Annotated in this window: 23 protein-coding genes; 8 read left to right on the top strand and 15 right to left on the bottom strand. The window is 74.8% G+C overall.

Annotated elements, in window-relative coordinates; genetic code table 11:
• Window positions 1–79: 79 nt before the first annotated feature.
• From AB0G35_RS23235 to AB0G35_RS23250, 4 genes are all read right to left on the bottom strand, one after another.
• Window positions 80–730 (bottom strand): cytochrome b/b6 domain-containing protein, encoded by a 651-nt coding sequence (locus AB0G35_RS23235; protein ID WP_360952575.1) that lies wholly within the window; start codon window positions 728–730, stop codon window positions 80–82.
• Window positions 714–1,379, bottom strand: coding sequence for a molybdopterin-dependent oxidoreductase (locus AB0G35_RS23240; protein WP_360952671.1), 666 nt, complete (start codon window positions 1,377–1,379; stop codon window positions 714–716). The genes AB0G35_RS23235 and AB0G35_RS23240 overlap by 17 nt, the downstream gene beginning before the upstream one ends.
• Window positions 1,380–1,529: 150 nt before the next feature.
• Window positions 1,530–2,534, bottom strand: a complete 1,005-nt coding sequence (locus AB0G35_RS23245) for a hypothetical protein (RefSeq protein WP_360952578.1) — start codon at window positions 2,532–2,534, stop codon at window positions 1,530–1,532.
• Between the two features lie 305 nt (window positions 2,535–2,839).
• Complete coding sequence (locus AB0G35_RS23250) at window positions 2,840–4,495, bottom strand: FAD-binding dehydrogenase (protein WP_360952581.1); 1,656 nt, start codon at window positions 4,493–4,495, stop codon at window positions 2,840–2,842.
• 216 nt (window positions 4,496–4,711) lie between these two features.
• Between AB0G35_RS23250 and AB0G35_RS23255 the strand changes: the two genes are divergently transcribed.
• The 7 genes from AB0G35_RS23255 to AB0G35_RS23285 all read left to right on the top strand — a co-directional run bounded on the left by AB0G35_RS23255 (window position 4,712) and on the right by AB0G35_RS23285 (window position 10,709).
• A complete protein-coding gene (locus AB0G35_RS23255; protein WP_360952584.1) occupies window positions 4,712–5,605 on the top strand; it encodes a DMT family transporter in 894 nt (297 codons plus the stop codon).
• A gap of 175 nt (window positions 5,606–5,780) precedes the next feature.
• Window positions 5,781–6,296: an NUDIX domain-containing protein gene (locus AB0G35_RS23260; protein ID WP_360952587.1), complete on the top strand. Its 516-nt coding sequence runs from the start codon at window positions 5,781–5,783 to the stop codon at window positions 6,294–6,296.
• 43 nt (window positions 6,297–6,339) lie between these two features.
• The gene (locus AB0G35_RS23265; RefSeq protein ID WP_360952590.1) at window positions 6,340–6,750 is read left to right on the top strand and encodes a DUF202 domain-containing protein; all 411 of its coding nucleotides are present in this window, start codon (window positions 6,340–6,342) and stop codon (window positions 6,748–6,750) included.
• A 3-nt stretch (window positions 6,751–6,753) separates the two neighbouring features.
• Window positions 6,754–7,119, top strand: a complete 366-nt coding sequence (locus tag AB0G35_RS23270) for a DUF202 domain-containing protein (RefSeq protein WP_360952593.1) — start codon at window positions 6,754–6,756, stop codon at window positions 7,117–7,119.
• A 190-nt stretch (window positions 7,120–7,309) separates the two neighbouring features.
• Complete coding sequence (locus AB0G35_RS23275) at window positions 7,310–8,260, top strand: MBL fold metallo-hydrolase (RefSeq protein ID WP_360952596.1); 951 nt, start codon at window positions 7,310–7,312, stop codon at window positions 8,258–8,260.
• A 177-nt stretch (window positions 8,261–8,437) separates the two neighbouring features.
• Complete coding sequence (locus tag AB0G35_RS23280; protein ID WP_360952599.1) at window positions 8,438–9,490, top strand: phosphotransferase family protein; 1,053 nt, start codon at window positions 8,438–8,440, stop codon at window positions 9,488–9,490.
• Between the two features lie 4 nt (window positions 9,491–9,494).
• The gene (locus tag AB0G35_RS23285) at window positions 9,495–10,709 is read left to right on the top strand and encodes an acyl-CoA dehydrogenase family protein (protein ID WP_360952602.1); all 1,215 of its coding nucleotides are present in this window, start codon (window positions 9,495–9,497) and stop codon (window positions 10,707–10,709) included.
• Window positions 10,710–11,037: 328 nt separating this feature from the next.
• On the opposite strand, the gene AB0G35_RS23290 is transcribed toward AB0G35_RS23285, so the two are convergent.
• Genes AB0G35_RS23290 through AB0G35_RS23300 form a run of 3 tightly spaced genes read right to left on the bottom strand, consistent with a single transcriptional unit; the run spans window position 11,038 to window position 14,107 of the window.
• A complete protein-coding gene (locus AB0G35_RS23290) occupies window positions 11,038–11,649 on the bottom strand; it encodes a TetR/AcrR family transcriptional regulator (protein WP_360952605.1) in 612 nt (203 codons plus the stop codon).
• 26 nt (window positions 11,650–11,675) lie between these two features.
• Entirely contained in the window at window positions 11,676–13,337 is a 1,662-nt protein-coding gene (locus AB0G35_RS23295) for an AMP-binding protein (protein ID WP_360952608.1), read from the bottom strand.
• Window positions 13,334–14,107, bottom strand: coding sequence for an SDR family oxidoreductase (locus AB0G35_RS23300; RefSeq protein WP_360952611.1), 774 nt, complete (start codon window positions 14,105–14,107; stop codon window positions 13,334–13,336). Before AB0G35_RS23300 ends, AB0G35_RS23295 begins: the two co-directional genes overlap by 4 nt.
• A 201-nt stretch (window positions 14,108–14,308) precedes the next feature.
• Here AB0G35_RS23300 and AB0G35_RS23305 point away from each other — a divergent pair, with 201 nt between their 5' ends.
• The gene (locus AB0G35_RS23305) at window positions 14,309–15,580 is read left to right on the top strand and encodes a DUF1343 domain-containing protein (RefSeq protein WP_360952614.1); all 1,272 of its coding nucleotides are present in this window, start codon (window positions 14,309–14,311) and stop codon (window positions 15,578–15,580) included.
• Here the strand turns inward: AB0G35_RS23305 and purM are convergent.
• The 8 genes from purM to AB0G35_RS23345 form a co-directional block, all read right to left on the bottom strand.
• A complete protein-coding gene (purM, locus tag AB0G35_RS23310) occupies window positions 15,565–16,635 on the bottom strand; it encodes a phosphoribosylformylglycinamidine cyclo-ligase (RefSeq protein WP_360952617.1) in 1,071 nt (356 codons plus the stop codon). The genes AB0G35_RS23305 and purM overlap by 16 nt on opposite strands.
• Before the next feature lie 46 nt (window positions 16,636–16,681).
• Window positions 16,682–17,569, bottom strand: a complete 888-nt coding sequence (locus AB0G35_RS23315; protein ID WP_360952620.1) for an NAD-dependent epimerase/dehydratase family protein — start codon at window positions 17,567–17,569, stop codon at window positions 16,682–16,684.
• The gene (locus tag AB0G35_RS23320) at window positions 17,566–19,137 is read right to left on the bottom strand and encodes a class I adenylate-forming enzyme family protein (RefSeq protein ID WP_360952623.1); all 1,572 of its coding nucleotides are present in this window, start codon (window positions 19,135–19,137) and stop codon (window positions 17,566–17,568) included. Before AB0G35_RS23320 ends, AB0G35_RS23315 begins: the two co-directional genes overlap by 4 nt.
• Window positions 19,134–20,324: a cytochrome P450 gene (locus AB0G35_RS23325; protein ID WP_360952626.1), complete on the bottom strand. Its 1,191-nt coding sequence runs from the start codon at window positions 20,322–20,324 to the stop codon at window positions 19,134–19,136. Before AB0G35_RS23325 ends, AB0G35_RS23320 begins: the two co-directional genes overlap by 4 nt.
• Window positions 20,321–21,064 carry a glycosyltransferase family A protein gene (locus AB0G35_RS23330; protein ID WP_360952629.1) on the bottom strand — a complete coding sequence of 248 codons (744 nt, stop codon included), beginning with the start codon at window positions 21,062–21,064 and terminating at the stop codon, window positions 20,321–20,323. The genes AB0G35_RS23325 and AB0G35_RS23330 overlap by 4 nt, the downstream gene beginning before the upstream one ends.
• Window positions 21,061–22,071, bottom strand: coding sequence for a 3-oxoacyl-[acyl-carrier-protein] synthase III C-terminal domain-containing protein (locus tag AB0G35_RS23335; protein ID WP_360952632.1), 1,011 nt, complete (start codon window positions 22,069–22,071; stop codon window positions 21,061–21,063). The genes AB0G35_RS23330 and AB0G35_RS23335 overlap by 4 nt, the downstream gene beginning before the upstream one ends.
• A gap of 15 nt (window positions 22,072–22,086) precedes the next feature.
• Window positions 22,087–23,259: a cytochrome P450 gene (locus tag AB0G35_RS23340; protein WP_360952635.1), complete on the bottom strand. Its 1,173-nt coding sequence runs from the start codon at window positions 23,257–23,259 to the stop codon at window positions 22,087–22,089.
• Window positions 23,260–23,356: 97 nt separating this feature from the next.
• Complete coding sequence (locus AB0G35_RS23345; protein WP_030416144.1) at window positions 23,357–23,668, bottom strand: DUF6506 family protein; 312 nt, start codon at window positions 23,666–23,668, stop codon at window positions 23,357–23,359.
• Window position 23,669 lies beyond the last annotated feature (1 nt).

A 23,669-nucleotide genomic window follows, 5' to 3' on the forward strand; every position in this document is an offset into this window, starting at 1 on the left:
CGGCCGCAGGCGGTTCGCCGCAGACAGTTGGCCGCCGACGGTTTCGCGGCGTCTGGGGGTACGCCCCCGCAAGGACTGCCTACGGACCCCCGTCCTTCCCGTCCTCCGGCGTCCACAACGGGTGTTCACGCCGCGCCCATGCCGTGTCGACCGACCCGGTGCGCAGCCCCACCCTCGACTCGGGGTCCCGGTACGCCATCCAGATGTGGCCGCCGATCACGATGAGCAGGCTGAGGGCGAGCCAGTCGTGGACGAAGGTGGCGCCGGTGCGCCAGACCAGGGGTGCCAGGTGTGTGAACCACATCAGCAGGCCGGTGCCGGTCATCACCAGCACCGCGCCGGCGAGCCAGGCGGCGTACAGCTTCTGGCCGGCGTTGAACTTGCCGGCCGGGCGGGCTCCCCGGCGGCGCAGTACGGCCCGCAGCCAGCGCCATTCGTGCGGGCCGAAGCGGTTGAGGCGGGTGAGGTCGGCGCGCAGCGCACGGGAGGCCAGGCCGAGCAGCAGCGGGACCGGCAGCAGGATGCCGGACCACTCGTGGAGGGTGACCATCAGGGCGCGGCGGCCGACGAGTTGGGCGAGGAAGGGGAGGTAGAGGCAGGCCGCAGTGGCCACGCAGACGGCCATGAGGCCGGCGGTGGCGCGGTGCACCCGGTGTTCGGCGCGGGTGAAGCGCGGGACGCGGGGGCGGTCCGCGGAGGAACCGGCGCCGCTGTCAGGTCGTGGGGACATCGTCCCGTCCGTTCGACCGGCCGACCCAGGCGTCGACGTCATATCCGAGCTGCTCCCAGTATCCGGGCTGGACGTGGTCGGTGACGGTGATCCCGGAGAGCCACTTCGCCGACTTGTAGAAGTACATGGGCGCGACGTAGAGGCGCACCGGCCCGCCGTGGTCGTGGCCGAGCGGCCGGTCCTGCATCCGCAGGGCGATCAGCACGTCGTGGCGGCGGGCCTGTTCGAGGGTGAGGGATTCGCTGTAGGCGCCGTCGAAGCAGGTGAAGCGGACGGCCTTGGCCTCGGGGCGGACCCCGGCGGCGTCGAGGAGGGTGGCCAGCCGCACCCCCTCGAACGGGGTGCGGGGCACCCGCCAGCCGGTTACGCACTGCACGTCGCGGACCAGCCGGGTCTGCGGCAGGGCGCGCAGGTCGGCGAGACGGTAGCTGGCGCGGTGGCGCACCAGGCCGTCGATGGTGAGGCGGTAGCCGTTCTCGTCCTTGTGCGGGACGGAACCGGTCACCGAGTAGTAGCGGAAGCCGCCGCCGGCGGGCAGCAGACCGGACAGGCCGGTGGGGTCGTTCTGCGCGGCGGCGCCGAGGGTTTCGTCGTAGGCGCGCTGGAGGTAGGGGGCCGCGGCGACGCCGGCGGCGCCGGCCGCGAGCATTCCGAGCACCACCCGGCGGCCGACGGGCGTGCCGTGCCGGTCCCCGTCGTGGTCGGCCGGGCGGGCCGGATTCGCGTCCTTGGTCACTCCTCGATTCGAACACCGCGCGGGCGCCGGGGCCAGTGTCCGGGCCCCGGCGTCAGACTTTCGTCATCTGCCGGCCGGCCGGGCCGGGGCGGCTCCCCCGGCCGTGCGGCCGAGGGCGGTGTCGCGGGCGGCCCGGAAGGCGCGGACGGGGTCGCGGCCCCCGTACCCCCAGGGGGCGCGGGTCCGGTACCGGCCGATCCGCGCGAAGAGGGCGGCGGCCTCGGCCATCCGTCCCTCGTGGAAGGTGGCGTGGGCCAGGAAGTTGAGGTCGACCTTGCCGCGGGGGTGGTCCTCGCCCTCCCATTCCAGCCACCAGTCGAAGGCGGCCTGCCGGAGCCGGTGCGCGTGCCGGGTGGTCCAGTGGCCGGAGTACGCCGGGTCGGGCGGCTCCAGCCCGGCGGCGACCCGTACGCGGTAGCGCTCGGCGTGTGCGACGACGGGGAGCAGGGCGAGCGGGGAGTCCGCGGGGGCCCGGGCCGCGGCCCGGGCGGCGAAGTCATGGGCCGGGTGCCGCGGGTCGTCGGCGGCGTGCGGCTGCTGTTCGGCCAGGCAGGCGACCATCAGGTGGTGGGCGTGGTGGTGCTCGGGGTGCCGGGCCCGGATCTGCCGGAAGGCGTGGTCGCGGGCGTCCGCGGTGCCGGTGCGGCGGGCCAGGATCAGGGCGCCGAGCCAGGGCGTGGGGTCGTCGGGCAGCAGCCGGGCGGCGGCCGCGCAGGCCGCGGCGGCGGCATCGGTGCCGGTCTCGCCGCGCAGCGCCCGCCGGACGGTGGCGACGGCGAGGAGGGTGGCCGCATCGCCGCTGTCCGGTTCGGCGAGCTGCCAGTCACCGGCCCAGGCGGCACTGCCCGGGCAGCCGGCCAGCACCGTTAATCGGTGGCCCCGGCGGTCCCAGTCGGTGCCGGTCTCGGCGAGCAGGGTGCGCACCCGGGCCCACTGGCCGAGCGCGAGCGCGTCGGCGGCGACGGCCAGCTCGGCGTCGTCCAGGGCGGGGCCGGTGGCCGGGCCGGCTGCGCGGCCGGCGGGGCCGAGGGCCGCGGGGGTCAGGGGCGGCGAGGGGGAAATCGACATCACGGGTCAGCGGGCTCCATGGCGCGCCGCGCCGGTCGTGCGCCGCACCTGTCGTCCTTGGTGGGCGGGGCCGGGTTTGCGCGCACCTGTGCAGAGGGTGACGGTCTGGTCCGCACCAGTCATCACGCACAGCAAAGCGCTACGTAGAGCTCCCCGTCAAGGCGGAAAGAGGAATGGCTGGATCCGCCAACGCCTCCGGGGGCACGCCGCGCGGGCCGCACCCATGGCCTTCCGGACCGCCGCCCCGTCCGGCCACAGCCCGGGGCGCCGCCCGCCAGGCCACCGCCCGTCCGGGCCGCCGCCCGTCAGGCCACCGCCCGGGCCGCCGCCCGGCCCGCCGTACGGCCGGAGAAGAGGCAGCCGCCGAGGAAGGTGCCCTCCAGCGAACGGTAGCCGTGCACCCCGCCACCCCCAAAACCGGCCGCCTCGCCCGCCGCGTAGACGCCGGGCAGGGGCGTCCCGCCGTCGGTCAGCACCCGCGAGGAGAGGTCGGTCTCCAGCCCGCCGAGCGTCTTGCGGGTGAGGATGCTCAGCCGGACGGCGATCAGCGGGCCGGCCTTGGGGTCGAGCAGCCGGTGCGGGGCCGCGGTGCGGATCAGCCGGTCGCCGAGGTACTTGCGGGCCCCGCGCATCGCCGTCACCTGGAGGTCCTTGGTGAAGGAGTTGGTGATCTCCCGGTCCCGGGCCACGATCTCGCCGCGCAGCGCGGCCTCGTCGATCAGCGGCTCCTTGGTGAGCGCGTTCATCCGCCGTACCAGGTCGGGCAGCGAGCGCTCGACGATGAAGTCCGCGCCCCGGTCCATGAATGCCTGCACCGGAGCGGGCGCGCCGCCCCTGGCCCGGCCCAGCACGTCCCGGATGCTCTTGCCGGTCAGATCCGGGTTCTGCTCGGAGCCGGAGAGCGTGAACTCCTTCTCGATGATCTTCCGGGTGAGCACGAACCAGGTGTGGTCGTGCCCGGTGCGCATGATGTGTTCGAGGGTGCCCAGGGTGTCGAAGCCCGGGAACAGCGGCACCGGCAGCCGCCGGCCGCGGGCGTCCAGCCACAGCGGCGAGGGGCCGGAGAGGATCCGGATGCCGTGCAGCGGCCAGATCGGGTTCCAGTTGTCGATGCCCTCGGTGTAGTGCCACATCCGGTCGCGGTTGACGATCCGTCCGCCGGCCGCCTCGGTGATGCCCAGCATCTTGCCGTCGACGTGCGCGGGCACGCCGGACAGCATCCGCGCCGGCGGGGTGCCCAGGCGCTCGGGCCAGTTGGCGCGCACCAGCTCGTGGTTGCCGCCGATGCCGCCGGAGGTGACGACCACGGCCTGCGCCCGCAGCTCGAAGGCGCCGGTCACCTCGCGGCTGCTGGGCCTGCCGCGCGGGACGTCCGAGGGCGCCAGGACCTCGCCGCCGACCGTGTCCACGGCGCCGGCGCTGCGGGTGAGGGAGGTGACCCGGTGCCGGAAGCGGAGGTCCACCAGGCCGCGCGCGGCCCCGGCCCGCACCCGGCGCTCGAACGGCGCGACCAGGCCGGGGCCGGTGCCCCAGGTGACGTGGAAGCGGGGGACGGAGTTGCCGTGCCCGGTCGCGTCGTAGCCGCCGCGCTCGGCCCAGCCCACGACGGGGAAGAACCGCACGCCCTGCCGGTGCAGCCAGGACCGCTTCTCGCCGGCCGCGAAGTCGACGTAGGCCTCGGCCCATTTGCGGGGCCAGTGGTCCTCCGGACGGTCGAATCCGGCCGTGCCGAGCCAGTCCTGCCACGCCAGGGCGTGGCTGTCGCGGATCCGCATCCGGCGCTGTTCGGGCGAGTCGACGAGGAAGAGGCCGCCGAAGGACCAGTGCGCCTGCCCACCGAGGGACTGCTCGGGCTCCTGGTCGAGCAGGATCACCGTGCGCCCGGCGTCCACCAGTTCCGCGGTGGCCGCCAGGCCCGCCAGCCCCGCTCCGATCACGATCACATCAGCGTCGTACGCCATCAGTAGCCTCTCCTCGCCGGGGCGCGGGCGTTCCGGCCGCCCCCGCGCCGCCCGGGTGGAACGATCCTCAGTGCACCCGACTGCCGCGTCAACCGTCCGTTACCGCGCAGTAGAGGAAGGCGCGCGGGAGAATGGGAGTGACCAGCGCCACCCCTCACCCGCCGCCGGATGGCTATCCTCAGGCGCATCCCCCGCCCCGCGCGATAGAGGTGCGACGTGACGGTGATACTGCTCGCCCTCGGAGCGGCCTGCTGTCTGGGACTCGGCTTCGTACTCCAGCAAGCCGCCGCACAGCACGCTCCGATGAAGGACTACCTCTCCCTGCGTCTGCTGTTCGACCTCGTCCGGATGCCGCTGTGGGTGGCCGGCATCGGCCTGATGGTGGTCGGCATGGCACTGGGCGCGGTCGCGCTGGGGATGGGCGACATCACTCTGGTGGAGCCCTTGCTCGCGACCAATCTGCTGTTCGCGATGGCGCTGTCGAGACGGCTGACCAAACAGCGGCTGGGCCGCACCGGCTGGGCCGGGCTGTGGCTGCTGGCCGGCGGGGTCACCGCGTTCATCGTGGCCGGCCGGCCGCGGGGCGGTCAGCGCAGCACCGATCACCTCTGGCAGTGGCTGATCATGGGCATCGTGCTGGGCACCGCCCTGGTGCTGGCGGCGGTGGCCAAACGGGAGCGGACGCACGTGAGCCTGGAGGCCGCGCTGCTGGGCGTGGCGGCCGGCTTGATATACGGCCTGCAGGACGCGCTGACGCGGATCAGCGGCGAGCACTTCGGCCAGGGCGGCTGGTCGGCCCTGCTCACCAGATGGCAGCCCTACGCCATCGTGGTGCTCGGTGTCCTGGCCCTGGTGATGGTGCAGAGCGCCTTCGAATCGGCACCGCTGAGACTGTCCCTGCCCGCGCTGACCGCGGCCCAGCCGCTGGCCGGGATCCTGTGCGGGGTCGGTTTCCTCGGCGACCAGCTACGGGTCACCGCCGGCGCACTGGCCTGGGAGGCCGCCGGTATCGCGGCCGTGGTCGCGGGCATCGTCCTGATCGGCACCCACCCGGCGATGCCACCGGGCGCGGGCCGCCCTTCGGACGTCCGCGAAATGCAGCCGCACTGATCCTTCGCCCGCGTACCGGGAGGGGACGGACCGGAGGACGAAGTCTGGAGGGCTGTCACCGCGCCCGACACACCACGCCCGCCGCCAGGCGCCACGGCGAGACACCCCGCGGCGGGAAAGACCAGTACGTGGGAGGCAACGCAAAGCGCAGCGGACGGGTGGGGACAATGACCCCATGAACGCTGACGAGGTGCTCGACATCGTCGACGAGAACGACCAGGTCGTGGGGCAGGCCCCGCGCGGCGAGAGCTATGCGCGGCGGATGCGTACGCGTGCCGCCTTCGTGCTGGTCCGGGACGCCGAGGACCGGATCTTCGTGCACCGCCGCACCCCGGAGAAGCTGGTGTTCCCCGCGCACTACGACATGTTCGTGGGCGGTGTGGTGGGGGCCGGTGAGAGCTACGACCAGGCGGCGCTGCGCGAGGCCGAGGAGGAGCTGGGCGTGCGGGGGCTGCCGCAGCCGGAGCCGCTGTTCAAGTTCCTCTACGAAACGGCCGAGCACACGTGGTGGTCGGCGGTGTACCAGGTGCGCTGCACGCTGCCGGTCACCCCGCAGGAGGCGGAGATCGACTGGTACGCGTTCCTGACCGATGAGGAGCTGATCGCCCGGCTGGACGTATGGCCGTGGACGCCGGACGGGATGGCCGCGTACCGGCAGCTGCTCGCCCGGCGGGAGCGGGGGGAGTGCTGATGCGGGCCGGCTGCGGGACACCCCGGACGGGCGGGCGTCGGCGATGAGCCGCGGCGGTGGGCTGCGGGCGGCCGGCGAGGCGGTACGGCTCTGGTTCGTGCCCGCGCGCGTCCGGGAAGAGGGGTCGACCCCCGACTACCGGTTCTCGCTGGCCAACGAGCGGACGTTCCTGGCCTGGTTGCGGACCGGGCTGGCGCTGATCGGCGGCGGGTTCGCGGTGGACCAGTTCCTGCCCCGGCTGCACGGCACGCTGCGGGTGAGCTTCACCGTCGTCCTGCTGGTAGCCGGCGGACTGTGCGCGCTGCGGGCGGTCAACCACTGGGTGCGCTGCGAGCGGGCGATGCGGCGCGGCGAGGACCTGCCGGTGTCCCGCTTCCCCAGTGCGCTGGCGCTGGCCGTCGGGCTGCTCGCGGCGGCGGTGGTCGTGCTGGTGCTGCTGGGCCGGACGAACTAGGCGATGGCACGGGCGGAGCCGGGGGCGGGCGGCGCCGGGGCGGGGCCGCGGCCGGCGTCGGACCGGGATCCGGGGCTGCAGCCGGAGCGGACCCGGCTGGCCTGGCGGCGGACCACCCTGTCCGCCACGGTCGTGGCACTGCTGGCCGGCCGGCAGCTGCTGAGGAACGCGGAGCACGGGGCGGCGGTGGCGGCGGTGGCGGCGCTGACCGGCCTGTGGTGGCTCGGCTTCGTCGTCGTCGCGCACCGCAGGATGCGGGCCATGGCCACCGGCCGCCCGCCGGGGCTGCCGCCGCGGTCCGCGTTGCTGCTGGTCGGCTGCACGCTCGCGCTGGCGCTGTGCGGTGCGGCGATCCTGCTGCAGGGGTGAGCCGCTGCTGCGGCAGGGGCCGTTCCTGTACCGGGGTGATCTGCGGGGCCGGGGCCCGTGGGCCCGGCCGTCGGTTTCCCGTCGGGGCGGGCGGCGGGGGTACCGTGGCCCGACCCGCGGCGGCGGAGCGTACCCGAACTCCCCGTGCGGGGTGGGGCACTGACGTCGCATCGGAGCAGGAGGCGCAGCCATGACGGAAGCGGCGGAACGGACCACGGCGGCCGGGCGGAGCGGACCGGAGGAGCCGTATCTGACCGAGGTCGCGGGCGGGGTGCACGCCTTCGTCCAGCCGGACGGTGGCTGGTGCCTGAACAACGCGGGCTTCCTCACCGACGGCGGCACCACCCTCGTCGTGGACACCGCCGCCACCGAGCGCCGGGCCCGGCTGCTGCGGCGGCGGATCGCGGAGAGCGGCGCCCCGGCGCCCCGGTTCGTGGTCAACACCCACCACCACGGCGACCACACCTACGGCAACGGGGTCTTCGCGCCCGAGGCGACCGTCATCGGGCACGCCGCCTGCCGCCGGGAGCTGCTGGCCGCCGGGCACCAACTGCACGCCGTCTGGCCGGAGGTGGAGTACGGCGACATCCGGCTCACCCCGCCGACCGTCACCTACACCGACGAGCTCACCCTCCGCCTCGGGAGCACCGAGGTACGGCTGATCCACCCGGGGGTGGCCCATACGCCCGGGGACACCGTGGTCTGGCTGCCCCGGCAGCGCATCGTCTTCGCCGGGGACCTGGTCTTCCACGGCGGCACCCCGTTCCTGTTCATGGGCTCGCTCACCGGCTCGCTCACGGCGGTCGAGCTGCTGCGCTCGCTGGACGCGGTCACCGTCGTCCCCGGCCACGGCCCGGTCGCCGGGCCCGAGGTGTACGACGTCATCGAGCGCTATCTGCGGTTCGTCGGTGAGCTGGCGCAGGAGGGCCGGGCGGCCGGCCGTACCCCGCTTCAGGTGGCACAGCGGGCGGAGCTCGGCCCGTTCGCGGAGCTGGCGGAGTCGGAGCGGCTGGTGGCCAATCTGCACCGGGCGTACGCGGAGCTGGCGGGCGGGGCGCCGGGGGCCCCGCTCGATCCGCTGGTCGGGTTCGGCGACATGGCGGTGATGAACGGCGGCGTGCCGGTGGCCTGTCACGCCTGAGGCGGCGGCCGGGGGTGGCCGGAATCCTCCCGTGCGGCGGTGCGTGACGGACGCCCCACGTACCGCCACTGGACGCCATACCGACTAGTCGGCATGATCGTGCCACGACCGATCGACCGTCGGACCGTCCACTCCCCACGGAACCGTCGGACCGTCCACTCCCCACGGAGGAGCACGATGAGCAAGGGCACCCCTCCCCCCACGGCCCCGGACCGGGAGGATCCCCCCGGCCTCGACCTGGCGCGGCTGCGCGCGCACCTGGACCGGGAGCGGCCCGGGCTGGCCGGCGGCCCGCTGCGGGCGGAGCTGATCGAGGGCGGGCGGTCCAACCTCACCTACCGGGTCACCGACGGCACCGCCCGGTGGGTCGTCCGACGGCCGCCGCTCGGCCACGTCCTGGCCACCGCGCACGACATGCGGCGCGAGCACCGGGTGATCAGCGCCCTGCACCCCACGCCGGTGCCGGTGCCCGAGACGCTGCTGCTGTGCGAGGACGAGTCGGTGATCGGCGCCCCGTTCTACGTGATGGAGCTGGTCGAGGGCACGCCGTACCGCACCGCCGCCCAGCTGGCGCCGCTCGGCCCGGAGCGCACCCGCGCCGTGGTGCTGTCCCTGGTGGACACGCTGGTGGAGCTGCACGCCGTGGACCCGGAGGCGGTGGGGCTGGGCGACTTCGGCCGTCCGGAGGGCTTCCTGGAGCGCCAGCTGCGGCGCTGGGGCAAGCAGCTGGCCGCCTCGAAGAACCGTGAACTGGCCGGGATCGACGAGCTGCACGAGGCGCTCGGCCGGGCACTGCCCGCCTCGCCCGCGCCGGCCGTCGTGCACGGCGACTACCGGCTGGACAACGTCCTGGTCGGCGCCGACGACACGATCAAGGCCGTGCTGGACTGGGAGATGTCCACCCTCGGTGACCCGCTGACCGACCTCGGTCTGCTGGCGATGTACAGCTCGGACCTGGGCCTGCCCGAGTCCCCGGTCAGTACGACCAGCGGCGCCCTGGGCCACCCCTCCCCCGCCGCGCTGATCGAGCGTTACGCGGCCCGCTCGGGCCGGGACACCTCGGCCATCGCCTGGTACACCGCGTTCGCCTGGTTCAAGCTCGCGGTGATCCTCGAAGGCATCCACTACCGCTTCACGCTCGGCCAGACCGTCGGCGCCGGTTTCGACCGGATCGGCGAGCTCGTGCCCGTCTTCATCGACCGCGGACTGACCACCCTCAAGGAAGGCTGAGCCCATGGACTTCGCATTCGACGCCCGGACCGAGGAGCTGCGCGCGCGGCTGCTGACGTTCATGGACGAGCACGTCCTCCCCGCCGAGCGGACCGCCCACGAGCAGCGGGCCGGCCTCGCCTCGCCGTGGGACACCCCGGCGGTCGTCGAGGAACTGAAGGCGGAGGCCCGCCGGCAGGGGTTGTGGAACCTGTTCCTGCCGGACGAGGAGTACGGCGCCGGGCTGACCAATCTCCAGTACGCGCCGCTGGCCGAGATCACCGGCCGCAGCCCGCAGCTGGCGCCGACCGCGCTGAACTGCGCGGCGCCGGACACCGGCAACATGGAGGTGCTGGCGCAGTTCGGCAACGAGGCGCAGAAGAAGCAGTGGCTGGAGCCGCTGCTGGCCGGCGAGATCCGGTCGGCGTTCGCGATGACCGAACCGGACGTGGCCTCGTCGGACGCCACCAACATCACCACGCACATCGAGCGGGACGGCGACGACTACGTCATCAACGGCCGCAAGTGGTACATCTCCGGCGCGATGAACCCGCTGTGCCAGATCTTCATCGTGATGGGCAAGACCGACCCGGACGGACCGGACCTGCGCCGCCAGCAGTCGATGGTCCTGGTGCCGCGCGACACCCCCGGCCTGGAGGTGAAGCGCGCCATGCAGGTCTACGGGTACGAGGACCACTACCACGGCGGCCATGCCGAGGTGGTGTTCCACGACGTACGGGTGCCGGTGGGCAATCTGATCGGCGAGGAGGGCGGCGGCTTCGGCATCGCCCAGGCCCGGCTCGGCCCCGGCCGGATCCACCACTGCATGCGGCTGATCGGCATGGCCGAGCGCGCCATCGAGCTGATGTGTCAGCGGGCGGTGACCCGTACGGCGTTCGGCAAGCCGCTGGCCCGGCAGGGCGTCGTCCAGGAGTGGATCGCCGACGCCCGGGTGGCGGTGGAGCAGCTGCGGCTGCTGGTGCTGAAGACCGCGTGGCTGATGGACACCGTCGGCAACAAGGGCGCCCACACCGAGATCCAGGCCATCAAGATCGCCACACCGCGCACGGTCGTCGACATCCTCGACAAGGCGGTCCAGTTGCACGGCGCGGGCGGCGTGAGCCAGGACTTCCCACTCGCCGAACTGTGGGCCGCGGCCCGCACCCTGCGCCTGGCGGACGGCCCGGACGAGGTCCACCAACGGTCCCTGGCGCGGCGGGAGTTGAAGCGGTACCAGTAGGCGGCGGACCGGCCGCGGTGGACGCGAGCCGGGGCCGTACCGTGGGGGCGGCCCCGGCTCGGGGGGTGCGCTGCAGGCTGGTGGGGGTGTGCTGCAGGCTGGCTGGTGGGGGCGGCTGCAGGCCGGCAGGGGGTGGCCCCAGGCCGGTAGGGGGCGGCCAGGCCTCCGGGACCCGTAAGGGGGCGTCGAACGGATCCCGTAGGGGACGGAAGGGCCCCCTGCGGGGCCACAACGGGGTGGGAGGGTGGAGGTATTCCCCGTCCCCGGCCCCGGGTTCCGGTTCCGGTTCCGGGGACGATCCCGGTCCCGGTCCCGGTCCCGGCCCCGGTTACGGTCGCAGCGCCCGCAGCAGGAGGTCGGCCAGGTGGTCGGCGACCTGTTGCGGGCTGAGGGGGCCGTTTTCGCGGTACCAGGTGCCGAGGTGGTGCACGGAGCCGAAGTGGTAGTCGACGACGAGGTCGGCGGGGACGTCGGCGGCGAACACGCCGGAGCGCTGGCCCTCCTCGATCAGGGCGCGGAACCGTTCGTGGTAGCGCCGCCGTTCGGCGCGTACCTGCTTGTCCTTCTCCGGGCTGAGGTGGTGCATCGACCGGAAGAAGATCTTGGTGTCGTCGAGGTTCTCGATGGTGGTGACGACGACGTCGGCGGCGGCGTCCCGCAGCCGCTGCTCGACCGGGGCGTCGGCGCCGGCGAAGTGGTCGAGGCGTTCCTGCTGGAGCCGCAGGACCCGGCCGTAGACCTCGTGCAGCAGGTCGTCCTTGGAGCCGAAGTAGTGGTAGAGGGCGCCCTTGGTGACGCCCGCCGCGTCCACGATCTCCTGGACGGAGGTGCGGTCGTAGCCCTGTTCCGCGAAGAGCCTGGTGGCGGTGGCCAGCAGCCGCCGGGCCACCGGCTTCGTGCTGCCGTTGCCGTTGCCGTTGCCGTCCTTCGTGCCGGCCATCGCCCTCACCTGTCCTTCGTCGTACGTCATGCGCGGTGGCGCAGCTCCCGTCGGAGGATCTTGCCACTCGTGGTCTTCGGGAGCTCGGTCAGGATCTCCACCTCACGGGGATATTTGTACGCGGCGAGCCGTTCCCTGCAGTACGCGGCCAGCTCGGCGGGCGGCACCTCGGCCCCCGGGCGCAGGCTCACGTACGCCTTGACCGACTCGCCGCGGTAGGCGTCGGGCACCCCGACCACCGCCGCCTCGCGCACCGCGGGGTGGCCGTAGAGGACGTCCTCGACCTCGCGCGGCCACACCTTGAAGCCGGAGGCGTTGATCATGTCCTTCTTGCGGTCGACGACGTAGAGCCAGCCGTCGGGGTCCATGAAGCCGATGTCGCCGGTGCGCAGTTCGCCGTCCGGGAGGGCCTCGGCGGTGGCGTCCGGGCGGCGCCAGTAGCCGGGGACGACCTGCGGCCCGCGGACCGCGATCTCGCCCGGTTCGCCGAACGGCAGGTCCGCGCCGTTGTCGTCGATGATCCGCACGACGGTGTCCGGGCCGGGCAGGCCGACCGCGAGGGTCCCGGAGACCTTGTCCACCGGCGCCTGACGGCCGGGCGGGACGCTGGCGCACGGCGCGGTGCACTCGGTCAGTCCGTAGCCGTTGTGGAGGTACGGGCCGAAGGCGGTGCGGAACTTCTCGACGAGGGCGGGCGGCAGCGGCGCGCCGCCGGACGACATGATCGCGAAGGACGCGAAGTGGTCGCGGGTGACGTCCGGGTGGGCCATCAGCGCCATGTAGGCGGTGGAGGGGCCGACCGTGTAGGCGGGGCGGTGCTCCAGGAAGGCGTCCAGGACGACACCGGCCTCGAAGCGGTAGGCGAGCACGAGGGTGCCGGCGTTGGCGAAGCAGGTGGCCAGTTCGCAGACCATGCCGGTGATGTGGAAGAGCGGGGCGAGCGCGAAGTACGTGGTGCCCTCGGGCAGTTGGTGGCCGGTGCGCTGGCGTTCGGCGTTGTAGGTGAGGTTGCCGTGGGTGTTGGTGGCGCCCTTGGGGGTGCCGCTGGTGCCGGAGGTGTAGCTGATCAGCGCGATGTCGTCGGCGGCCGGCCCGGGAACGGCCGGCGGCGCGGCCTGTCCGGTGGCGGTGCGGGCGACGGTCAGCAGGTCGTCGGCTCCCTCCTGCGGCCCGAGCGGCTCCCCGCGCAGCACCCGGGCGTCGTCGCGGGTCTGCAGCTCGCGCTCGGAGGTGGTCAGCGCGAGGCGGACGGAGGGCGCGTCCGCGGCGGTGGCGCGCAGGAAGCCGTCCCAGGTGCGGTCGGCGCAGATCACGGCGGTGACCTCGGCGTCGTCCAGGACGTGCCGCAGTTCGGCGGACTTGTACATGGGGTTGACCGGCACCACGACCCCGCCGGCCTTCCAGACGCCGAGCAGGGCGAGGACGAACTGCGGGGTGTTCTGCAGCATGATCGCGGCCCGGTCGCCGGGCCGGAATCCGCGGGTGGCGAGGTGGGCGGCGATGCCGTCGGAGAGCGCGTCGGTCTCGGCGTAGGACAGCCGGCCGTCGAAGTAGGCGAGCGCGGTGCGGTCCGGGGCCTTGTGGGCGGCGGCGCGGAAGGCGTGCAGGACCGAGGGCGGCGGCTGGACCGGGGCGCGCTGGGCGTCGCTGAGCAGGGCCAGCCAGGGCTTGTCGTGGTACGTGGTCACCGGGTGCCCCCTTCGCGCTGCTCCAGCTTCTGCTGGAGGTGGTTCATCGCGGTCAGCCAGCGGTCGGGGTCGGTGGCCCGGGCGGTGTAGTAGTCCGCGACCTCCGGGTGCGGCAGGACCAGGAAGCGGCCCTGCTCGATCGCGTCGCACAGCGCGTCGGCGACGGCCGCGGGCTCGACTGCGGTGGGCGTGAGCACCAGGTCCCCGGCCGCGCCGGTGGCGGCCAGCATGTCGGTGCGTACGCCCTGCGGACAGATGGCGTGCACCTCGATCCCGCGGTGCCGGTAGGTGAGCGAGAGCCATTCGGCGAAGGCGTAGGCGCCGTGCTTGGTCACGCTGTACGGGGCGGCGGCGACCATGGTGAGCAGTCCGGCCGCGGAGACGGTGGAGACGAAGCGGCCGCCGCCGCGCGCCAGCCATTCCGGTACCAGCTCGCGGGCCGCCCGGACGTGTGCCATGACGTTGACGTCCCAGGCCAGCGCCCAGTCGTCCTCGGGCGCGTCGGGGCCGCCGCCGGTGCCGACGCCGGCGTTGGCGCAGAAGACGTCGATGGTGCCGCCGAGCGCCTCGCGGGCGGCCGGGACGATGCCGGACGCGTCCCCGGCGACGGCGACCGCCCCGATCTCCGCGGCGGTCTGCTCGGCCTTGGCCTCGTCCAGGTCGTTGACCACGACCCGGGCGCCCTCGGCGGCGAACCGGCGGGCCAGCGCCGCGCCGATCCCCCCGCCCGCCCCGGTCACGACGACGGCCTTGTCCCGTACGGCTTCCACTGCGGTGTCTCCCTCGGTCGCGCGGATCGACTCACAGGCAGACTAACCAGTCGGTATGTGGCAGCGGAAGAGTCGGTTTCCGGTCGGCACGTCCCGGTCGGCCCGTCCCGGTCGGCCCGTCCCGTTCCCGGACGCCGCCGGGCGCGTTAGCGTGCGCAGCGCACGTACCGGTGTGGCTTTCCCGATCACGGAGGTGTGCGGATGGCTCTGTCGAGGCGCGTTCTGCTCGGACGTCTGGCGGCGACCGGCGCGACCGGTGCGGCCCTGGCCGCGGCCGCGGCGCCCGCGCGGGCGGCGGCCGGCGGACGGCGGGTGCGGACCGGTTTCGCGCGGCTGGCCGCGGACGGCTACCGCCTCCTGGCGGGCGAAAGGGTCGGCGTCATCACCAACCCCACCGGCGTCACGACCGAGCTGCGGCACATCGTGGACGTGATGCACGCCGACCCGCGGGTCCGGCTGACCGCGGTCTTCGGGCCCGAGCACGGCTTCCGGGGCACCGCGCAGGCGGGCGGGTCCGAGGGCCGCTACGACGACCCGGCCACCGGGCTGCCGGTCTACGACACGTACGCCAAGAGCGGCCGGGAGCTCGCGGACATCTTCACCGCCTCCGGTGTCGACACCGTCGTCTTCGACATCCAGGACGTCGGCGCCCGCTTCTACACCTACATCTGGACGCTCTACGACTGCATGGTGGCGGCCGTGCTCGCCGGCAAGCGCTTCGTGGTCCTGGACCGGCCCAATCCGGTCACCGGCCGCTCCGCCTCCGGCCCGGTGCTGGACAAGGCCTACGCCTCGTTCGTGGGCCGGGAGCCGATCGCGCAGGCGCACGGCCTGACGGTGGCCGAACTCGCCCTGCTCTTCAACGGCGAGTTCGTGCCGCAGGCGGCGGGCCGTCCGGTGGAGCTCGCGACCGTGCGGATGAGCGGCTGGCACCGCGGCGACTTCTACGACGCGACGGGCCTGCCGTGGGTCCCGCCGAGCCCCAACATGCCCACGCCGGACACCGCGCTGGTCTACGCGGGCACCTGCCTCTTCGAGGGCACCAACCTCTCCGAGGGGCGCGGCACCACCCGCCCCTTCGAACTGCTCGGCGCCGACGGCATCGACCGCCGCTGGGCCGCGGCCGCCACCGGACTCGGCCTGCCCGGCGTGCACTTCAGGGAGGCGTACTTCGCGCCCACCTTCTCGAAGTTCCAGGGGAAGACCATCGGCGGGGTGCAGCTGCACGTCCACGACCGCGCCGCCTTCGACCCGGTGCGCACCGGCATCGGCCTGCTGGTCACCGCGAAACGGGTCTGGGCCGGCTTCGCCTGGCGGCCGGATCACGGCATCGACCGGCTGACCGGTTCGGCGACCGTCCGCACGATGATCGACGCGGGCGCGGACCCGGACGAGATCGTCGCGGCCTGGCAGGCGGACCTGGCGAAATTCCGGGCGGTGCGGGCCCGTTACCTCCGTTATCCGCCGGCGTAGTCGCCGACGAGCTCCGCGCCGGCGGTGCGGTCACCGCGTTCGACGATCTCGCCGCCGACCCAGGCGGGCACCCCGTGGTCGGCGAGCGTGGTGAGGGCCGTGGTCACGGACTCCGGCGGCACGACGGCGATCATGCCGACGCCCATGTTCAAGGTCCGCTCCAGCTCCCGGCGTTCGACCGGGCCGGCCCTGCCGACCAGGTCGAAGACCGGGCCCGGCGTCCAGGTCGCGCGGTCGACGGTGGCGTGCAGCCCGCCCGGGACCACCCGGGCGAGGTTGCCCGCCAGTCCGCCGCCGGTGATGTGCGCGAAGGCGTGCACCTCCGTCGCCCGGGTCAGCGCCAGGCAGGCCGCGGCGTAGATCCTGGTGGGTTCCAGCAGTTCCTCGCCCAGGGTGCGGCCGAGTTCGGCGAGGTGCTGGTCCAGGCGCATCCCGGCCCGGTCGAGCAGGACGTGCCGGACCAGGGAGTACCCGTTGGCGTGCAGGCCCGACGAGGCCATCGCGAGCACCGCGTCGCCGGTGCGGACGCGCTCCGCGCCCAGCAGCCGGTCCGCCTCGACGACGCCCGTGCCGGCGCCGGCCAGGTCGAACTCGTCCGGGCCGAGCAGTCCCGGGTGCTCGGCGGTCTCGCCGCCGAGCAGCGCGCAGCCGGCCAGCGCGCAGCCCTCGGCGATGCCCTTGACGATCGCCGCCACCCGCTCGGGGCGGACCTTGCCGACGCAGAGGTAGTCGGTCATGAACAGCGGTTCGGCGCCGCAGACGACGATGTCGTCCATGACCATCGCGACGAGGTCGTGGCCGAGGGTGTGGTGGACGCCCAGGGCGCGGGCGATGTCGACCTTGGTGCCGACGCCGTCGGTGGCCGAGGCCAGCAGCGGGCGTGCGTAGCGCTTCAGCGCCGAGGCGTCGAAGAGGCCGGCGAACCCGCCGAGGCCGCCGACGACCTCGGGGCGGGCGCTCTTCCTCACCCATTCCTTCATCAGCTCGACGGCGCGGTCGCCGGCTTCGATGTCGACGCCCGCGGACGCGTAGCTGGCTCCGGTGCGAGGGCTCACGGACGGCCGCCTTTCGGGGAGTGGGGGCAGGGGGCGGGGCACGGCGTCACCATGACGCGGCGCCGTGGAAGGAGGTCGGTCCCGGGCGGAAGCCGAGGCCGCGGCGGGCCGCGCCGAGCGCCAGGGTGCGTTCCATGGCGAGGTGGCTGAGCGCGTAGCGGGTGAGCCGCGGGGGCCGGGGCCGCTGGGTCAGCCGCCAGGCCGTCTCGGCGGTCGCCGCGGCCGCGGACGCCACGGCGGTCGGTACGGTGCGCAGCCGTACCGTCAGGCCGCGGGCGGCGAGCAGGGCCCGCAGCGCCTCGCCGATGGGGACGGGGGCCGCGTCGGCGATGTTGTAGGTGCCGGGCCGGGTGGCCCGGTCGCAGGCCAGCAGTGTGGCCGCGGCCAGGTGGCCGATGTGGGTGAGCGACTGCAGGGCCGTACCGTCGCCCGGCAGCCACAGCCGGCCGCCGCGGACCGCACCGAGCACCCGGGGCAGCAGCGTCCGGTCGCCCGGCCCGTAGACGGCGTGCGGGCGCAGCACGACGGTGTCCGGGCGGCCGCGCAGGGCCAGTTCGGCGGCGGCCTTGGAGGCGGCGTACGGGGTGAGGTAGCGGCGGACCGGGGCCTCGGTTTCGTGGCCGAGGACGGTCGGCCGGAACGGGTCGTACACGCTGGCCGTGGAGAGGTGCACCAGCCGGGCGCCGGGGAAGGACGCGGCGACGTTGCGGGTGCCGGTGAGGTTGGCGTGCCAGACGGGGCCGGGCGGGCCCCAGTCGCGGACGGCGGCGGCCGCGTGCACCACCGCGTCGACCTCGGGGGCGTCGGCCCACACCCCGGCGCACAGGTCCCAGTCGGCGCGGGTGAGGGCGTGCACGGTCCAGCCCGCGGCGGCCGCCGCCCGGCAGACCGCGCCGCCCACGAAGCCGCGGGCGCCGGTCACCGCGATCCTCATCGCACCGCCCCCGCCGTCCGGTTGCCCAGCAGGGCGCGCAGCGCGGCGCGGTCCGGTTTGCGGGTGCGGCCGGTGACCGGGATGCGGTCCAGGACCACCACCTCGTCGGGCAGCGCGGCCGCGTCGACGACGGCGGGCAGCCGGGTGCGCACGGCGTCGGCGAGCGACTGCCGGTCGGCAGCGGGCCGTTCGGGCACGACGGCCAGGAGGACGCGCTCGTCGCCGTACGCGTCCGGGACCCCGACGATGACCGCGTCGGCGACGCCGGGCAGGGCCGCGACGGCCGGTTCGTAGAGCCCGGGGTAGATGTTGGTGCGGCCGCGGATGAGCATGTCCTTCTTCCGGCCGAGCAGGAGCAGTTCGCCGTTCTCCAGCCGGGCGAGGTCACCGGTGGCGTGTTCGGTCATCGGCGGCTCGCCGAGGTAGCCGCGGCACAGGTTCGGCCCGGAGACCAGCAGTTCGCCGTCCGGCGCGGTGCGCACCCGGACCCCCGGCAAGGGGGTGCCGAGCAGGTCGCCGGGGCCGCGGTGGGCGAGTTTCGCGTCTCCGGTGGCGACCGCGACCGGCACGATCTCGGTCATGCCGTACACGGCGAGGAAGCGGACCCGCGGCAGCACCCGGGTGGCCCGGCGCAGCAGGCCGGGCAGGACCGGCGCGCCGCCGAGGACGAGGTGCCGCAGTGAGGCGGGCAGTGCCGCCTCGCCCCGTTCGACGGCGTCGAGCACCGCGGGCAGGTCGGCCGGCACGCAGAACGCATGGGTGGCGCCGTCCAGTCCGCGGGTGAACCGGCCGGGGTCGGCGGCGGGCGCGAAGCCGTACGGCGGCATGGTCCAGTGCGCCCCGGCGACCAGGGCCGGGATGCCCATCATCAGCTGGTCGGTGTGCAGCACGTCGCCGTCGCCCATGCACAGGGCAAAGCCGCAGCCGACCAGGCCGGCGCCGAGCGAACCGCGGGTGTGGACCACGGCCCGCGGCGCCTGCGTCGTGCCGGAGGTGAAGACGATGAGCGCCTCCTGTCCGGGCGCCGGTCCGGGGCGGTCGGCCGGGGCGGGGCCGGCGGTGAGCCGGCGGGCGGACAGCGAGCCGGCGGGGACGCCGGGCAGCCGGCGGCCGGTGTGGACGTGCCGCAGGCCGAGCCGGTGGTAGTGCGGCAGCAGCAGCCCGCGCCGGCGCGCCAGCGGACGGCCGTAGCGGGCCACCGCGTAGAGCAGGGACTCGGCGGCGGCCCAGCGCGGCCGGGCCAGTTCCCTTCGGGCGGCGAAGAGTTCGGGGCCGGCGCCGGGGTCGGCGAAGACGACGGTGCCGCCCGCGGCGATCACGCCCAGGGCGAGCACCACCCCGTCCGGTCCCGGGCGTACCGAGAACAGCATCCGCTCCCCCGCCGCCATCCCGGCCGCGCGCAGCCCGCCCGCGGTGGCCAGGACGGCTCGGGCCAGCTCGCGGTAGCCGAGGGTGCGGCCGTCCGGGCCGGTGAGGGCGGGCGCGTCGGCGCGCCGCGCGGCGGTGTCGAAGAAGGCGGTGAGCAGATCGGTCTCGCCGCCCGCTGCGGGTGGCCGGGTCGCGTTCAACTCGCGCTCCTGAGCTGGATGTCGAGCCGGGCGTAGCCCGGGATCAGGACGTGGCGGGCCGGCCGGCGGCCGGTGACGGCGACCGGTCCGGCGGCGAGCGCGGCGGTCAGCACCGCGCGGATCTGGGCCATGGCCAGCGGCATGCCGAGGCAGAAGTGCGGGCCCGCGCCGAACCACAGCCGGCGCAGTTCCGGCGGGTGCGGCCGCTCGGGGTCGAACGGCCCGTGGGCGCGGGCGCACAGCAGCGTGGCCACCACGACGCGGTCGCCGGGTGCGACCGGGACGCCGCCGATGCGTGCGGCGCGGGCGACGCTGCGCAGCATCACGGGGGACGGCACGGTGATCCGCAGGGCCTCCTCGATCACCGGGTCGGGGTCGGCCGCGGGGTCCGCGAGCCGGTCGAGCCGGCCGGTGTCGTGGCAGAGCGCGAGCAGCCGCGGGATGAACGAGACCAGGGTCTCGGTGCCGGTGAGCAGGAAGGCGCCGACGGCCCCGCGGGCCTCCTGCTCGGTCAGGCCCAGTTCCCGCAGCCGGCCCGGCAGGGTCTCGTCGCCGCCCTGCCGGTAGGCCGTCACCGCGGAGGCGGTCAGCCGGCCCAGCACCTCGCGGGCCCGGGCGACCTGACGGCCCGTCATGCCGGAGCGCCACAGCCGTACCGACCTCGTCACCTCGGACGCCTCGGCGTGCGCCCCGCCGAACCGGCCGGGCTCGGCGGGCATCCCGACGATCGCGCAGATCGCGGCGCCCGCGCAGATCTGCGCGACCCGCACCAGGTCGACCTGTTCGCCGGCGCGGAGCCGGCGGGCCAGCGCGTCCAGCGGCTGCGCCAGCACGCGGGTGCACAGGGCCGTGACGTAGCCGGGGGTGAAGAGTCCGGACAGCCGGCGGCGGAGCGCCGCGTGGTCGGGGCCCTCCATGTTGAGCAGCACCGACGGGCCGAGCACCGGTGTCCACAGGTCGGACGGTGAGCCGGGCCCGGTCTTGGTGAAGTGGTCGGTGTCGCAGAGGACTTCACGGGCCGGCGCGGCGTCGCTGACCACGACGCCGACCCGCGGCACCCGGACGACCGGGCCGCGGGCGGCGATCGCGCGCAGCAGCCGGTAGGCGACGGGGTGGGCGGCGGTCTGCACCCGGTGCTCCCAGCGCTCCCAGGTGGCCGGCGCCGCCGTGGTGGTGGTCGTCGTCACCGGATGTCCACCACCTCGGGGCGGTAGCGGTGGTCCGCGTACCAGCCGAGGGTGCGGCGCAGCCCCCAGGCCCGCACCCGGCGGGCCGAGCCGGCCACCTTCACGTCGCGCCGGGTGCCGTAGGCGGTGGTCAGCCGGCGGACCGCGTTGACCAGGGCGCGGTCCTCGTGGACCTCCTCGATGGCGGTGCGCGGGAACCCGCCGGCGCGTTCGTACAGCTCCGCGGTGATCGCCATGTTGCAGCCGGGCGCCATCACGTACGGGCCGAGGTAGTCGGGGCCGCGGTTGCCGGGGCGGAACCGGCCGAAGAGCGCGGCCACTTCGGTCGCGGCGACCAGGGCGGCGCGCCGCAGCGGGGGCAGCGGCGCCTCGTCGGTGCGGGGCCGCAGCCGGCCGGCGATCAGTTCCAGTCCGGCGTCGAAGCCGGCCCGGACCCGGGCGGTCCAGTCGGGCGCGGGCAGGCAGTCGGCGTCGGTGCGGGCCAAGTGCGTGGCGCCGTGTGCGATGGCGTGGCGCATGCCGGTGTCGGCGGCCGCGCCGGTGCCCTTGCGGGTCTCGTGCACGAGGTGCAGATCGCCGGGGAAGCCGAAGGACCGGACGACGTCCGCGGTGCCGTCGGTGGAGTCGTTGTCGACGATCACGAGGGAGAAGTCCCGGTCGGTCTGGGCCGCGAGCGCCCGGAGCGTCGCGGTGATGCCGGGGGCCTCGTTGTAGGCCGGTACCACCACCCAGAGCCTCACAGCCGGATCACGCTCACTCCCATGCTGATGCCGCCGGCGAGCCCGACCAGGGCCACCAGGTCGCCGACGCCGGCCCGGCCGCTCTCGCGGGCGCGGACGAGCTGCAGCGGCAGGCTGGCCGAGGCCGCGTTGCCGTGCTCGGTGACGGTGAGCGGGATCTTGTCGGCGGGCAGCCCGAACCGTTCGGCGAGCTGGTCCAGGTAGGGCTTGGAGACCTGGTGGACGCAGATGGCCGCCATGTCCTGCCAGCGGACGCCGAGCCGGTCCAGGGTGTCGTCGAGGATCTGCGGGCCGAGCCGCTCGAAGGCGCGGCGCAGTCCCACGCCGTCGAGCCGGAAGTAGGTGTGTTCGTCGCCGCGGGGGTGGGCCGAGCCGCCGGACGCGAGCGTGCCGACGTTCCAGGAGGCGGAGTCGGCGGTGAAGCCGCAGCCGAGGATGCCGGGCTCGGCGGACGCCTCGACGAGCAGCGCGGCGCCCGCGTCGGAGAGGGTGTAGCCGGGGATCGACGCGAGGTAGGTGCGCAGGTCCGGCACCGCCCAGCGGACGGCGCGGGAGGGCGATTCGCCGCAGGCGATGAGGATCTTGCGGTAGGAGCCCTGGGCGATCAGCGCATGGGCGGTCTCCAGCGCGTTGAGCACGCTGTTGCAGGCGTTCTTGACGTCGAAGACGGGGCAGCGCAGGCCGAGGCGGTCGGCGACCATGTGCGAGGTGGCCGGCTCGATCATGTCCTGGCTGGCGGCGGCGAAGAGCAGCAGGTCGACGGTGCCGGCGTCGGTGCCGGTGTCGGCGAGGAGCTTGCGGGCCGCCGCGGCCGCCAGGTCGGACGCCTGCCAGTCGTCGGGCATGACGTGCAGCCGCTCGACGCCGGTCAGCCGGTGCACGAGGCCGGGCGGCGGCCGGAATCCGGTGCCGGCGGCGGCCACCCGCTGCTCGGTGTCCGTCGTGGTGCGCACGGTCTCGGGCAGGTGGACGGCCACCCCGGCGAGCCGTGCGTGGATCTGGGGCATGGTGCTGGTCTCCCGTCAGACGAGGGTCACGGTCAGCCGGTCGTACGAGGGGATGACCACGCGGCGGCTGTAGCGGCGCTCGGTGATCCGCCAGGGCCGCCCCACCGCGGTCAGGGTTTCCAGGGTCCGGCCGATCTCCGCCTGGGCGATGGCGGAGCCGAGGCAGTGGTGGCGGCCGGCGCCGAACCACAGCTGGCGGTTGGCGGGTTCGGCGGGCCGGCCGAGCCGGAAGCCGCCGGTGAGGCTGTTGGCGGTGTAGTTGAGCAGCGTGATCCGGTCGCCGGCGCGCAGGGTGCGCCCGGCCAGCCGCACCTGGCTGCGTACGGTCCGGCCGATGACCGGGGCCGGCGCGGTCACCCGCAGCCCCTCGCGGACCGCCTCCGGGACCCGCTCCGGGGCGGCCAGCAGGGCGTGCTGCTCGCCGGTGTCGTGCAGCAGCGCGACGGTTCTGGTGATGGCGCTGGCGGCGGTCTCGGTGGCGGCCACGCCCACCAGCGCGGCCATGCCCGCGGTCTGCCGGGCGTCCAGGCCCACCTCGCGGCAGCGCCCGATGAGGCGGTCGGCGGGCTCGGTGGCCCAGAGGCCCTCGACGTGCCCGGTGAGCCGCGCGACGATGCTTCGGCCGCGGGCCACGGTCGCCTCGGTCAACTCGCCGCCGCCGGCCGCTTCGACGGACAGCGCGGCGAGTTCCCGGGCGGTGGCGAAGACCCGTTCGTAGGCGGCGTCGTCGGTGCCGGTGACCGGGACCCGGAGCAGTTCGGTCACGATCCGTCCGACGACGGCCCGGCCGAGGGCGGCGACGTCGAGGGGCCGGCCCGCGGCGAGCCGGACGCGGGCCTCGACGAGCCGGGCCCCGATGGTGCGGTCGACCAGTTCGCGGGCCGCGGTCTCGCCGAACAGCTCGCGGGTGCCGGCGCGCAGGGCCCGGTGCCCCTCGCCGTCGAAGAGGTCCTCGACCCAGCCGCCCAGGAGCTGGGCCCACAGCCGGCCGACGCCGCCCCGGTCGAGGACGGTGAAGTGCTTCTGGTCGACGAGCACGGACCGGGCGGTCGCCGCGTCGGCGGTCAGCCAGCCCAGCTTCGGGACGTACGTCAGGGGCCGGGCCAGCCGGCCGGCGTGCAGCAGCAGCGGGAGGGCGGGGCGGCTGGCCGCCAGCACGCGCAGCTCGTGGAGTCCGGCGCGGTTCATGGTGGTCCCTCTCGTGGTGTCGGGGAACGGCCGGGGGCCGCCGGGCCTCCTCCCGTACGGGGGGACGGAAGGGGCCCGGCGGGGGCAGGCTGCGGGATCAGCCTGCCTGCGGAGGAAAGAGCGCTGCCATGCCGTCGATCGACTCGGGGCCGTAGCCGACCGAGCCGACCGGGACACGGGACTTGGTGGCCTCGATGACCCGGGCCGTCCACACGGGGCCGAAGCCGCCGCACAGTTCGATGAGCTGGATGCCCTCGTCGACGAGCCGGGCGGCGATCTCGGGCGCCCGGGCCGGGTCCGCCATGCCGACGATGACGGCGCGGAAGCCGTCCCGTTCGATGACGGACCGGTCCCGGTCGGGGTCGAGCCCGCGTCCGGTGAAGAGGAACCCGAAGGCGTCCAGAGCCATG

It is taken from the genome of Streptomyces sp. NPDC021749 (assembly GCF_040640655.1).
In the GTDB taxonomy this organism is placed as follows: Bacteria; Actinomycetota; Actinomycetes; order Streptomycetales; family Streptomycetaceae; genus Streptomyces.

What these genes read in the sequence shown, in the direction of transcription:
- AB0G35_RS23280 (WP_360952599.1), top strand. Translation starts at nt 8,438, where the DNA reads ATGAGCAAGGGCACCCCTCCCCCCACGGCCCCGGACCGGGAGGATCCC.
- AB0G35_RS23235 (WP_360952575.1), bottom strand. Translation starts at nt 730, where the DNA reads ATGTCCCCACGACCTGACAGCGGCGCCGGTTCCTCCGCGGACCGCCCC.
- AB0G35_RS23265 (WP_360952590.1), top strand. Translation starts at nt 6,340, where the DNA reads ATGAGCCGCGGCGGTGGGCTGCGGGCGGCCGGCGAGGCGGTACGGCTC.
- AB0G35_RS23240 (WP_360952671.1), bottom strand. Translation starts at nt 1,379, where the DNA reads ATGCTCGCGGCCGGCGCCGCCGGCGTCGCCGCGGCCCCCTACCTCCAG.
- AB0G35_RS23275 (WP_360952596.1), top strand. Translation starts at nt 7,310, where the DNA reads ATGACGGAAGCGGCGGAACGGACCACGGCGGCCGGGCGGAGCGGACCG.
- AB0G35_RS23270 (WP_360952593.1), top strand. Translation starts at nt 6,754, where the DNA reads ATGGCACGGGCGGAGCCGGGGGCGGGCGGCGCCGGGGCGGGGCCGCGG.
- AB0G35_RS23340 (WP_360952635.1), bottom strand. Translation starts at nt 23,259, where the DNA reads ATGAACCGCGCCGGACTCCACGAGCTGCGCGTGCTGGCGGCCAGCCGC.
- AB0G35_RS23245 (WP_360952578.1), bottom strand. Translation starts at nt 2,534, where the DNA reads ATGTCGATTTCCCCCTCGCCGCCCCTGACCCCCGCGGCCCTCGGCCCC.
- AB0G35_RS23345 (WP_030416144.1), bottom strand. Translation starts at nt 23,668, where the DNA reads ATGGCTCTGGACGCCTTCGGGTTCCTCTTCACCGGACGCGGGCTCGAC.
- AB0G35_RS23250 (WP_360952581.1), bottom strand. Translation starts at nt 4,495, where the DNA reads ATGGCGTACGACGCTGATGTGATCGTGATCGGAGCGGGGCTGGCGGGC.
- AB0G35_RS23290 (WP_360952605.1), bottom strand. Translation starts at nt 11,649, where the DNA reads ATGGCCGGCACGAAGGACGGCAACGGCAACGGCAACGGCAGCACGAAG.
- AB0G35_RS23260 (WP_360952587.1), top strand. Translation starts at nt 5,781, where the DNA reads ATGAACGCTGACGAGGTGCTCGACATCGTCGACGAGAACGACCAGGTC.
- AB0G35_RS23305 (WP_360952614.1), top strand. Translation starts at nt 14,309, where the DNA reads ATGGCTCTGTCGAGGCGCGTTCTGCTCGGACGTCTGGCGGCGACCGGC.
- AB0G35_RS23315 (WP_360952620.1), bottom strand. Translation starts at nt 17,569, where the DNA reads ATGAGGATCGCGGTGACCGGCGCCCGCGGCTTCGTGGGCGGCGCGGTC.
- AB0G35_RS23285 (WP_360952602.1), top strand. Translation starts at nt 9,495, where the DNA reads ATGGACTTCGCATTCGACGCCCGGACCGAGGAGCTGCGCGCGCGGCTG.
- AB0G35_RS23335 (WP_360952632.1), bottom strand. Translation starts at nt 22,071, where the DNA reads ATGCCCCAGATCCACGCACGGCTCGCCGGGGTGGCCGTCCACCTGCCC.